At 54.7% G+C, this 11,703-nt stretch carries 11 protein-coding genes; 3 read left to right on the top strand and 8 right to left on the bottom strand.

What is annotated here, in order from left to right; all coding sequences use genetic code 11:
* Positions 1 to 7: 7 nt before the first annotated feature.
* The 8 genes from DSM25558_RS10765 to DSM25558_RS10730 form a co-directional block, all read right to left on the bottom strand.
* A complete protein-coding gene (locus tag DSM25558_RS10765) occupies positions 8 to 2,071 on the bottom strand; it encodes a hydantoinase/oxoprolinase family protein (RefSeq protein ID WP_077104600.1) in 2,064 nt (687 codons plus the stop codon).
* A 154-nt stretch (positions 2,072 to 2,225) separates the two neighbouring features.
* On the bottom strand, positions 2,226 to 3,164 hold the full coding sequence (nac, locus tag DSM25558_RS10760) for a nitrogen assimilation transcriptional regulator NAC (RefSeq protein WP_077104598.1): 939 nt from the start codon (positions 3,162 to 3,164) through the stop codon (positions 2,226 to 2,228).
* A gap of 68 nt (positions 3,165 to 3,232) precedes the next feature.
* A complete protein-coding gene (locus DSM25558_RS10755; protein WP_077104597.1) occupies positions 3,233 to 4,441 on the bottom strand; it encodes an aspartate transaminase in 1,209 nt (402 codons plus the stop codon).
* A gap of 42 nt (positions 4,442 to 4,483) precedes the next feature.
* A complete protein-coding gene (locus tag DSM25558_RS10750) occupies positions 4,484 to 5,227 on the bottom strand; it encodes a branched-chain amino acid ABC transporter ATP-binding protein (RefSeq protein WP_077104595.1) in 744 nt (247 codons plus the stop codon).
* Positions 5,217 to 5,987, bottom strand: coding sequence for an ABC transporter ATP-binding protein (locus DSM25558_RS10745; RefSeq protein ID WP_077104593.1), 771 nt, complete (start codon positions 5,985 to 5,987; stop codon positions 5,217 to 5,219). The genes DSM25558_RS10750 and DSM25558_RS10745 overlap by 11 nt, the downstream gene beginning before the upstream one ends.
* A complete protein-coding gene (locus DSM25558_RS10740; RefSeq protein ID WP_077104591.1) occupies positions 5,984 to 6,970 on the bottom strand; it encodes a branched-chain amino acid ABC transporter permease in 987 nt (328 codons plus the stop codon). Before DSM25558_RS10740 ends, DSM25558_RS10745 begins: the two co-directional genes overlap by 4 nt.
* A 39-nt stretch (positions 6,971 to 7,009) precedes the next feature.
* On the bottom strand, positions 7,010 to 7,882 hold the full coding sequence (locus DSM25558_RS10735; RefSeq protein ID WP_077104589.1) for a branched-chain amino acid ABC transporter permease: 873 nt from the start codon (positions 7,880 to 7,882) through the stop codon (positions 7,010 to 7,012).
* A gap of 21 nt (positions 7,883 to 7,903) precedes the next feature.
* A complete protein-coding gene (locus DSM25558_RS10730; protein ID WP_077104587.1) occupies positions 7,904 to 9,097 on the bottom strand; it encodes an ABC transporter substrate-binding protein in 1,194 nt (397 codons plus the stop codon).
* 308 nt (positions 9,098 to 9,405) lie between these two features.
* On the opposite strand from DSM25558_RS10730, the gene DSM25558_RS10725 reads away from it, so the two are divergent.
* From DSM25558_RS10725 to DSM25558_RS10715, 3 genes are all read left to right on the top strand, one after another.
* Complete coding sequence (locus tag DSM25558_RS10725; protein WP_077104585.1) at positions 9,406 to 9,552, top strand: DUF1127 domain-containing protein; 147 nt, start codon at positions 9,406 to 9,408, stop codon at positions 9,550 to 9,552.
* A 371-nt stretch (positions 9,553 to 9,923) separates the two neighbouring features.
* A complete protein-coding gene (locus DSM25558_RS29765; protein ID WP_077104583.1) occupies positions 9,924 to 10,442 on the top strand; it encodes an RNA polymerase sigma factor in 519 nt (172 codons plus the stop codon).
* Positions 10,443 to 10,531: 89 nt separating this feature from the next.
* Positions 10,532 to 11,476 (top strand): FecR family protein, encoded by a 945-nt coding sequence (locus DSM25558_RS10715; protein WP_077104581.1) that lies wholly within the window; start codon positions 10,532 to 10,534, stop codon positions 11,474 to 11,476.
* The last annotated feature ends 227 nt before the right edge of the window (positions 11,477 to 11,703 follow it).

Genomic DNA, 11,703 nt, shown 5'->3' with positions numbered 1-11,703 from the left:
TGTCCCCTTAGAGAATATTGATCACGAGGTTGCCACGGGCATCCACATGGAAGACGCCGCTTGGACCAACGACTGCGGTTGATTCACGCTGCTCAACAATGGCTGGCCCCTTGATCTCGTGACCAACGGGAAGCTTGTAGTGATCATAGACCGACGTTTCGGTATATTTTCCAAGCTCCTGGAAATAGACCTCGCGGCTGCCCTTCTTGGCATCGGCAACCTGCGTTTCATGAGGACGAGTGACCTGACCCTTCTCACCGCTGGCGCGCAGGCGCCATGTGATGACTTCGACCGAAGCAGCAACCGTGCGTCCGAAAAGCTCCTTGTAAAGCTTGAAGAAGTTGTCGAGCAATTGCTTGAGGAACTCTTCCTTTGGAAGCTTGCGATCAGGCAGAACAACCGTAATTTCATGGCCTTGGCCAACGTGGCGCATATCGACGGTATAACGATTTGTGATCGTGTCCTTGCCAACACCAGCGGCAGAAACAACCTCTGCACCCTGTGCGGAGAGATCGTCCAACAGGGTGTTCATCGCATCCATGTCCCAGGCATCGACGCCCATCGGATGGCTTGCCGAAAGATCAACGGCGACTGGCGCAATCAGCAGACCGATGGCGGAGGTAACACCTGCACCCGTTGGGCAGATAACCCGCTTGATGCCGAGCTTTCTGGCAATGCCGTAAGCGTGGACCGGGCCAGCGCCACCGAAGGCGACCATTGGCAATGATCTTGGGTCAACGCCCAGATCAGTCGCGTGCATCGCCGCAGCCTTGCTCATGGATTCGTTGACGAGGTCATGAATGCCCCATGCGCAACGATCAACGCTTACATCGAGCGACGTGGCGAGTTTCGCCATGGCTTCGCGGGCCGCGTCTTTAGAAACCTTGAACGATCCGCCGACGAAAGATTCCGTGCCCATATAACCGAGTAGAATATCGGCATCGGTCACGGTAGGCTGTATGCCGCCGCGCTGATAAGCGGCTGGTCCCGGCATTGCACCGGCAGAATGTGGGCCAACATCAAGAAGACCAAGCGGGTTCTTGGCAGCAATGGAGCCGCCACCGGCACCGATTTCGATCATCTGAATGGACTGGATTTTTAGCGGAAAGCCTGAGCCCTTGCGGAAACGCTGGTAATGCGCGACCTCAAGATCAGTACCGACTGTTGGCTCACCATGCGGGATGAGGCAGAGTTTCGCAGTCGTGCCGCCCATGTCGAATGACAGAACGCTGTCTTCACCAGCGATACGACCAAATTCCGCAGCGGCAACAGCGCCCGCAGCAGGACCGGATTCAATCAATCTCACAGGCAGTTCAGCGGCGCGGCTGCTGGGAACAAGACCGCCAGAAGAGGTCATCCAGAGAACCTGACGATCAATACCCTTTGCGGCAAATTCGCGCTGAAGGTTGGCCACATGGCCTGCCATTTGTGGGCGGGTGTAAGCGTTTACGACAGTCGTGGAGGCGCGGTCAAACTCGCGCATTTCAGGGCAGACTTCCGAGGAAAGCGATACGAAGATATCAGGATATTCTTCACGCAGAAGCGCTGCGACACGCTGCTCATGCTGCGGATATTTGTAAGCGTGAAGGAGACACACCGCGACAGAGCGAATGCCCTTGTCCTTGAGCTTGATCGCGATCTCACGAACTGTTTCTTCTTTCAGTTCCGTCACGACCGTGCCGTCTGCGGCAATACGTTCCTGCGCGCCATAGCTGTTTGCGCGGGCAACCAGCGGATCTGGATATTTGATATTCAGATCGTAGAGATCATAGCGGCCTTCGTTGCGGATGCGGAGCATATCCTGAAAACCGTCTGTCGTGACAAAGCCGGTTTCAACGCCCTTGCGCTCCAGAACCGCGTTGGTCACAACCGTGGTTGCGCCAAGCACCTGCAGGTTCTCTATCGCAATCGCACCTGAAAAATTTTCGAGAAGTTCAGAAACGCCCTGCACGACAGCTTCCGCAGGGTTCTTCGGTGTGCTGAGAACCTTGTGAAGATGAAGCTCGCCATTGTCATCCAGAAGAGCAAAATCCGTGAAGGTGCCGCCGGTATCAAATGCCAGTTTTGCCATGTTTTCCTCAGAGAAACGGTAAGGCAACGAGGTGCCGAACAGGTTAGGTCCGACTTTCTGGACCCGTTATCTGTCATGAGGTTAGGCGACTTGTGACATGATTGGCCAACACAACTATGGTCTGCCGCCATAGGGTTTGCTTATGGCAATTTGATCAGACGGCACGAATTCCCGGATGGTCGCCAGCCATCAATTTGCTGACGACGCCGAGCAGGACGGAGTGCGCCGCCAGCGCAGGTTCTGACAGCGGGAGATGGTCGGATATACAAAGCGAAACAGTCGCCTCAATAACGGGCTTCACCAAAGCGCGTATCTCTGCTCCTGCAAAAGCGGAGTTTTCTGTCACGACGGATGCGGGCAGAATGGTGGACCCCATGCCGTCCAGAACCGCGGCGCTGAGTGCCGGAACCGATTCGATTTCCGATATGACTTTCGGTGTTGCCCGCGCTCTTGCCATCGCTTCATCGATGAGCCTACGCAAAAGGTGCCCCTTGCTCGGCAAGAGCAGCGGAATATTATCCAGCTCCGACAGGGGCAATGGCTCTCCCTGATCACCCGGTAGCTTTGTTCCAGGCGGGGAAACAAGGAACATTTCTTCGCGGAAAAGCGGCTGCAAGGTTACGCCTTTAATGGGGTCTGCCGCATAGATCAGCGCCATATCCATTTTGCCAGTCATGATCAGCTCGCTCAGGATGTGGCCGAAACTGTCATTGATATGCACGACGATTTGCGGGTGCTGCGCCTGCATTTCCCGGATGATCGGCAGGGTCAGCGCGCTGGAAGTCGAATAGGTAGCGAGACCAATCGATACGCGCCCGGCAAGGGACTGCGTGGAAAGATTGATGTCGGTCTGCGCCTGCTCAAGCTGCTTCAACAGCAATTGCGCATGTCGGTAAAGAATGAGGCCCGCTTCGGTGGGCGTTATGCCAACATTACTACGGATCAGGAGCTTGTGCTTGAAATGCGCCTCAAGCGATGCGATTTGCTGGGACAGTGCCGGCTGGGCCGTGCGCAAAATAGCGGCTGCTCGCGATACACTTCCGGTATCGACGATCTTGACGAAACTTTTCAGTTTTCTGAAATCAACGCTCATGGTCCCACCCTTTGGCGAAACCTAAAACGTCGGGCAGGTGTGATACAAGCCCTGCCCGACGAAAGACTTTAGCGAAGCGCAGCGACTGCACTTTCAATACGGTTACAAGCAGCCTTGATCACGTCCATGGAGGTCGCAATCGACAGGCGGAAATAGGGCGACAACCCGTAGGCCGCACCTTGCAGAGCCGCAACGCCGACGCCATCCAGCAGATAAAGCACGAAATCGAGATCGTTTTCGATGGTTTTGCCATCCGGCGTCGTCTTGCCGATAACGCCGCTGCAATTGGGGAAAAGATAGAATGCGCCGTCTGGCACAAGGCATGACAGTCCGGGGACGGCATTCAACCGTTCGCAGGCGTAGTCGCGGCGCTCTTTGTAGACCTTGACGCTATCGTTGACGAAAGACTGATCGGCAGACAGTGCGTAGGCTGCAGCAGCCTGACTGACTGAAGACGGGCAGGATGACATCTGGGATTGCAGCTTGTTGATCGCAGCAATCAATGGAGCTGGCCCCGCCGCATAACCGATACGCCATCCGGTCATTGCGTAGGATTTGGATACACCGTTTGCGAGGACGATACGGTCTTTCAGTTCCGGCACCGCCGCAACCAGCGTCGTCATCGGCTCATCCTTGAACCAGACCTGGTCATAGATATCGTCGCACAGCACCAAGACATACGGGTGACGAAGGAGAACCTCGCCAAGCGCTTTCAGTTCGTCCTTGCTGTAAGCCGCGCCGGTTGGATTGGACGGCGCGTTCAGGATCAACCACAGCGTCTTCGGCGTAATCGCCGCTTCCAGTGCCGCCGGTGTCAGCTTGAAACCCTGCTCCTGCGGGCATTGCACGATGACAGGCTTGCCGTCATTGGCGATGACCATATCGGGATAGGAAACCCAGTAGGGTGCCGGGATAATGACTTCGGCGTCATTTTCAACGCTTGCCATCAAGGCCAGAAACAGGATTTGCTTGGCACCACCGCCCACGCAAATCTCGTTTTCGGCGTAGCTGACATTCAGGCGACGCTGAAAATCGCCGATAATCGCCTTGCGCAATGCAGGCGTGCCATTGACGGCGGTATACTTCGTTTCGCCTTTGTCGATTGCCGCATGGGCTGCAGCCTTCACGTCATCGGGCGTATCGAAATCAGGTTCGCCCACCGTCATATCGACAATATCGCGGCCTGCGGCCTTCAATTCGCGGGCGCGCGCGGCGGCAGCGGTGCTTGGAGACACCTTGATTTTGGACACGCGCAATGCAGGCACAAAAGTGCTCATGGAAGTTTCCTTAGATTGTTCTGTGATTATGTTCAGGCAAGGCTAGTGAACAGCCTCGGTCTCACCACGCATTTTTCCGGTCAGGAACAGTTCGCCCAATTCGTCATGCGTAATGTCCTTGGGCAGACCATCCCAAATCACCTTACCCAGACGCAATATGACGGCACGCTCCGCGACTTCCATTGCCTTCTTGGTGTTCTGTTCGACGAGAAGAATGGTTTGTCCTGCGGAATGCAAGCGAAGAAGCTCATCAAAGACGATGCCGATGGCGGCGGGCGACAGGCCAACCGAAGGCTCGTCCACCAGCAAGACCTTGGGCCGTTGCAACACCGCCATGGCGACTTCCAGCAATTGCTGCTCACCACCAGACATATTGCCAGCCAGCGTGGCGCGACGGTCTTTCAGAATGGGGAACAGGTCATAGACATAGTCCCTGTCCGCTTTCACCTTGGCGTCTCGCAGCGTATAGGCGGCCATTTGCAGGTTTTCATCCACCGTCATGACGGGGAAATTACAGCGCCCCTGCGGCACGAAGGAAATGCCCTCGCCCAAAATCGCTCTGGATTTGGCACCGGCAATATTCTTGCCCTGCCAGTCGATGACACCGCCTTTAACGGTCGTCATACCATAAAGCGTTTTCAGAAGCGTCGATTTACCAGCCCCGTTCGGCCCCATCAGCGCGACGAACTGACCCGATGGAATGTCGAGATCGACGCCGTTCAAAATATCAAGTGAACCGTAGCCTGCGCGGAGATCTTTGATCGTAAGGTTGGAATTAGCCACCAAGATAGGCCTCCCTGACACGCTGGTCTGCAATGATATCGTGCGGCAATCCCTCGACAAGCTTCTTTCCCTGATCGAGAACGATGACACGTTCGCAAATGCTGGTCACGACATCGATGTTATGTTCGATGACGAGAAAACTGGTTCCGAGGGACTTGTTCGCGTAGCGAATGGTATCGACGACACGTTCGATGATTTTCGGATTGATGCCTGCCATCGGCTCATCCAGAAGAATGATCTTCGGTTCCGGCATCAACATTGATGCGAACTGAATGAGCTTCTGCTGGCCGCCCGAAAGGTTGCCCGCAGGCATGTGGCGCACGTCCCACAGACCCGCCATCTTGATCAGCTCACGAGCGCGTCCACGCAGAGCAGAAACACGGGTCTCGGACATGCGGCCAAGACCAAATGTCGACAGGATCGAAGGGAAGGTGAACATTTGCCCGGCAATGATGAGGTTTTCTTCCACATCCAGCGCCTTGAAGACGACTGTTTTCTGGAACGACCGCAGCATCCGGCCTTCCCGCGCAATACGGTTCAACGTCCAGCCTGTGATATCCTGACCATCAAGTTTGACAGTACCAGAATCCGGTTTTCCAAGGCCCGTGCTGCAATCGAAAAATGTGGATTTGCCTGAGCCATTCGGGCCGATCAATCCCGCGATTTCACCGCGATTGACATGAACGCTGACGTCATTGACGGCTTTTACGGCACCGTAAGACTTGGTGAGGTTGCTGATCTCAAGGATAGGAAGGTGGTTCATTTCGTGCCTCCGATCAGGTTCCAGAAGCGGTTGATGAGAGGTGCACAGCCCTTTTTGAACCAGAATACCAGCACCAGAAGGCAAAGCCCGTAGGCAATCATTCTAAGTTCCGGAGTGATTCTGAGCGCTTCGGTCAAGCCCACAAATAACAGGCTACCGAAGACCACGCCTGAAATCGTACCCGCACCGCCGCCAAGCACGATGATCAGCATCGTCGTGGAATAGTACATCTGGAACGTCAGCGGGCTGACAACCGTGAGGTAATGGGCATAAAGGCTTCCACCAACACCAGCGAAGACGGCACTGAGCATGAAGACGATAAGCTTATAGCGCCATGTTGGAATTCCAACAGATTCCGCCAGTGTTTCGTTTTCACGAATGGCAATCATATTGCGTCCGGCTGGCGATCTTACGATGGCCCACACAGCCAAGGTTGCCAAGGCACCAACGGAAAGCGCGAGATAATAAAACGCGGTGGTTCCAGAGACCGTGAAAGACAAAGGGCCAAGCTCGAAATAGGGCTTTGGAATACCTGACAGGCCCATGTCGCCGCGGGTCACGGCAATCCAGTTTTTGGCGATGGCCTGTCCGATGATAACGAAGCCGAGCGTACACATAACGAAGGACGTTGCACGCAGACGAAGGGCTGGAATTCCTAAAGGAAGCGCAATGGCACCAGTGACCAGACCTGCCGCCGCAATATTGATATAGAAGGGCGTGCCGTAGGTCACGGCAAGCAGGCCCGCAACATAAGCACCGATGCCGAAGAATGCGGCCTGCGCCAGTGAAAGCAGGCCGGTATAGCCCACCAGCAGGTTAAGACCATGGGCGGGAAGCATGAAGATCAAAGCGATGATCAGAGAGTGTGTAACGTATCGGCTGCCGATGAAGGGCGCGGCAAGTGCGACAACGATCAGAATAACAGCCAGCGGGATACGCAGATCTCGCTTTCTTATCGGCTGTGTTGTTTCTGTAATAGCCATGTCGGGTCCTCGAATTCAGGATTGATCGGCGGATGCGCGTCAGAAGCGCGCTTGCGTCGAAAAGAGACCGTGTGGACGCCACATCAGCATCAGGATAAGGGTTGCAAAGCCAACCGTATCGCGGAACTGAAGCCCCACATAGGTTGCAACCAGACTTTCAGCGACACCAAGGATCATGGCTGCAAAGAAGGTTCCCCGCACGTTGCCAAGACCACCCATGATGATGATTGGGAGGGTTTTGAAGGTGATAAGTTCACCCATGCCGCCATAGACGCTGACATTGACAGGTGCCGTGAGGACACCGGACAGGGCAGCAAGTGCAGCACCAAGAACGAACGTCCGCATCACGATCTGTGGCACGTCGATGCCAACCACTTCGCAGCATTCGACATTCTGCGAAACGGCCCGCATCGCCTTGCCCATGCGGCTGTAAGTTACCATCAGTTCAAGGCCGACAAAGACGAGCAGGCACACGACCAGAATGAGGATGCGCTGCTGCGCAAGGCTGAAGCCAAGAATCGAAACCGGCTCGATATAACCGCCAGCAAAGAACTTGTAGCCCCCGCCGAACACGAGGATCACCGTGTTCTGCAAAACCAGTGCGATACCTAGCGTTGCAAGCACGCCGGATTCAGCCGGAGCACCAACCATGCGACGCATGACCAGTTGCCCGACAATATAGGCAACAACGATGGTGGAAAGGACGCCTACGAAGATTGAAGTCTCGTAGGAAAGCCCGAGATAGTCGATGGCAAACCATGCCCCGAAGGTCCCGAGCATGTAATATTCGCCATGAGCGAAGTTGATCGCCCGCAGCACGCCGAAAATCATCGTCATGCCGACTGCGACAATGGCGTAGACGGAACCCGTCACAATACCATTGATAATCTGCTCGAGAACTGTCGAGAACATGGTTCTATCCTCCAGAAAGCATTACTTGGCAGGATACTGGATATCTGCTGTGAAGGCACCCTTGATGCTCGGCTTGCCGTTCTCAATCTGAAGAAGGATCATCGGCAGACGCGCTTGGTTGTGGTCATCGAATGTGACGTCCCCAACAGGGCTCTTGTATTGGATTTTGGAGAGAGCATCGCGAACCTTCTCACGGTCCGGGCTGCCGGCTTCTTTGATTGCCTTGGCAAGCAAGTTTACCGTGTCCCAGTGAACATAAGCATGGTTGTTTGGTGCTTCGTTGTATTCCTTCGTGAATTTCTCGACGAAGGCCTTGCTGGCAGAAGAATCGAAGGCAGGAAGCCAAGCCGCCGCCTCGACAGCGCCTTCCATGGCGGTCGGTGCAGACTTGATAGTTTTTTCGGTGTTGAATTCACCATTGCCAATCAGCGTTACCTTGCCGGCAATGCCTAGCTCAACCATCTGGCGGGCGATGATTGGCGTGGTGTCGGCCAAACCATACATGATGATTGCCTGAGCGCCGTTGTCGCGGATTTTGGCGAGAACGCTGCGGAAGTCGACTTCACCTTCCTTGTAGTAATCTTCGCTGAGGATTTCGCCCTTGAATTCGGGAAGATACTTCTTGGTGAAGGTAATGGCGGAGCGTCCATAATCGCTATCGACGGACAGAACAGCAAATTTGGTAAAGCCGCGCTGTTCAGCTGCATATTTTGCAACGATCAAGGCGCGATTTTCATCGGTTGGATAGTTGCGGAACGTCCACTTAAAGCCGCCGACACCAGCACCATAGGTAATTTTTGGGTTGGATGAAGCCGCGTTCAGCAAGAGCACGCCAGAATCTTCTGCGACAGGCTGCATCGCGAGTGTTACGGAGCTGGAAACGTCGCCGATCACATAATCGACTTCATCTTCGTCGATCAGTCTGCGCGTGGCGGAAACACCTTCAACCGGCGTTCCCTGGCTGTCTGCGTTGAAAAGCTTTATTTTGCGTCCATCGATGCCGCCAGCTTCATTGATTTCTTTAACTGCAAGCTCAGCACCGTGCATGGAAAATGCGCCGTAACGGGCGTTTGGTCCGCTCATTGGCGCGACAAGACCAAGCTTGATCGTGTCGTCTGCCGCCTGAGCAAGTCCTGAAATAGCCGGCATAGCCGACGCCAGCGAAAGAACTGCTGTCGAAATGCAAAGTATTCTGCGAGTTAGCGTGTGTTTCATGTTCCCACTCCGTTTTTCGGATGCTTTCGTCCGGCACATGCCGTGACGTGCTTGCTGCCGCTTTTGCGGTTCTATTTTTTGCGCCAGCGCGTAGCCGACACCATCACAGTAGGTTCATAAAAGCGTTTTTGGCCAACACAACTCCATTCTGCCGCCATAGCGTTTCACGATGGCGGGAGAGGGCTTTTTATAGGATTTGATAGCAATCTAGGCGTGACATGCATTTTTGGCATGCCCAACCTGCGCGCATATGCATTCTATTTCATCACAAAATGCACATATATTGCGCAGCAAAGCAGGAGCTTACAATGAACATCTTCAAGAAAATCAAGACATATGCCTCTAACCGTCGCGCCATGCATGAACTAGGTTCGCTAGACGACCGTACCTTGCAGGACCTCGGCGTCTCTCGTTCGCATATCCGCAGTGCGGTAACCGGTGCTACAAGAGGTTAATAGGTGGCACTCTCCGGTTGGGTAGTCGCAGCCATTTGATCGCCAATCTTTGCCGTGCATAATTACATGAGTGAACCGCTATGCAAATTGCCAAAGATCTGCTGCTCTTGCCGGGTTGAACGCGTAAAGCAAACTCAAGCTATCTGACTGCTCTTGATAGGAATTGAACTGGCGACCAATATCAAAACGCGCTTCGGGGTCCCACTCTTGAAGACATCATTTGCTCCGGCAGGCTGAACTTAGCGCTCAATAAGATGATCGACACGCTCCACTATTGATTCTTATCCGGCTCGTCGCTATGCAAGTCTCAACGAACTCATGGTGCTGATCCAGTCACCGGATAGCGATCATATCGGCCGGGGCCGCAACGAATGGCAAGCCACGATGAAAAAATGGTCGCAATTTTCATGCGCGAACGCGCAGGAATATCACGCTACCTGTCCAGACGCGCCGGATCCGCTGAAGATGGCGAGGATTTGGCGCAGGAGGCATGGATCCGGTTTTCCCAAAGCAAAGCGATGACCCTTGTCGCTCCCGTCCCCTACCTCCGCCGCCTTGTCAAAAATCTTGCTATCGACCACAGCCGATCGGCTCACCGCCGCCGCCTCCATTCGCATGAGGTTGACGAGCTCCTGAATGTCGATGATAACAGACCCGATCCCGAAGCCGTCTTGATGTCTCGCGACACACTGTCGAGGTTGTTGAAAATCATGGACGAATTGCCTGAAAGGCGTCGAGCAATCGTTTTTGCCGCACGCGTTGAGTGCGAGCCACATCGGCAAATCGCGGCGACCCATGGCGTCTCGACCCGAACCATTGAACTGGAAATTCGAGCGGCAATCGAATACTGCTTCGCACGCCTGCACGAACCTGCTGATCCAGAAAAATAATCTGCCAGCGGGTTTCGGCACCACTGCTGCCAATCGTCTTATCATTGTAATACAACTTCGCTGACTGATATCCTGATCGATTTTGCCCCATGCCCCTCGACGACGAGATTAAACGCGGCTCACCCCTCACGCAGGAGGCAGCCGAATGGATTGTGATCCTTACGTCAGGCGACGCCACGACGGATGATGTACAGCGTCTGCAGGCATGGCGCGGCATCAGTCCCAGCCACGAGCAGGCCTTCGTTGATGCGGCCCGGCTCTGGAAAACGATGGGACCGGCGTTAACGCGAAACCATTCACGGGGCATGGGCTTATCCCGCCGTGCGTTTATCGGTGGAGGCGCCATCGCTGCGTCCGGCGTTGGAACAGCTGTCGTAGGCTCCTTCCTGGGAATAACCCCATCCTATTCGGCACTTGCAGCCGATTTTGCGACAGCGCGCGGAGAACAGAAGACCGTCATGCTTGCCGATGGCTCGACCGTTGAAATGGATGGCGGGTCAAGTCTGTCATGGGACTTCACCTCATACACGCGAGCGTTGACCCTCAGCGACGGCGCCGCGGTATTCCATGTTGTCCCCGATTCCCAACGCCAGTTTCGGCTCTCCGCCGAGAGCGGCATCACGACCGCATATGCCGCAAACTTTGCCATTGGACGTGGCTCAGATGAAGTGTCCGTAGAATGCCTGGAAGGGCAGATCGAAGTCGAATGTCGTGGGAAGATGTTTTTGAAGTCTGGTCAGTCGGTCCGCTATTTCGATACGGGCCTGGGCGAGATCAATCAAGACGAACCGCAAAACATGGCCGCGTGGAGACGCGGGCTACTGGTGTTTCGGGACAAGCCCCTGTCCAGTGTCGTGATGGACATCAATCGCCATCGACGTGGCACTGTCGTTATCGCTAGCAGTACGCTTGGTCAAAGACGCGTTTCTGGTGTCTTTCACCTGTCCCGGCCCAACGAGATCATTGCCCAGTTGGAGGCGACGCTGAATGTTTCAGCAACGCGCTTGCCCGCAGGTATCGTCATTTTGCGTTAGCGCCCACGGCCATTTTCAGCCGCTCGGCTAAATTTCTCAGAAAAATCATCAAAAGCGAGTTCGGCTTCAGCGCGGACATTCGTTCTTGTCTTTAGTGGTGTCGGCAAAACCGTGCCATGGGCAGCATATTTTGGGGACTATGATGAGCAAGCAGAAACGCGGCGCGGCGAAAAAAAACCGGTTCCATCTTTCAAACGTCACGACGGCGGTTGCCTTAGTGATCGGGA

This window comes from Agrobacterium sp. DSM 25558, from assembly GCF_900100825.1.
In the GTDB taxonomy this organism is placed as follows: domain Bacteria; phylum Pseudomonadota; class Alphaproteobacteria; order Rhizobiales; family Rhizobiaceae; genus Agrobacterium.
Note: the sequence above shows the minus strand (reverse complement) of the source record. Positions and strands in the feature narration are given on the sequence as shown.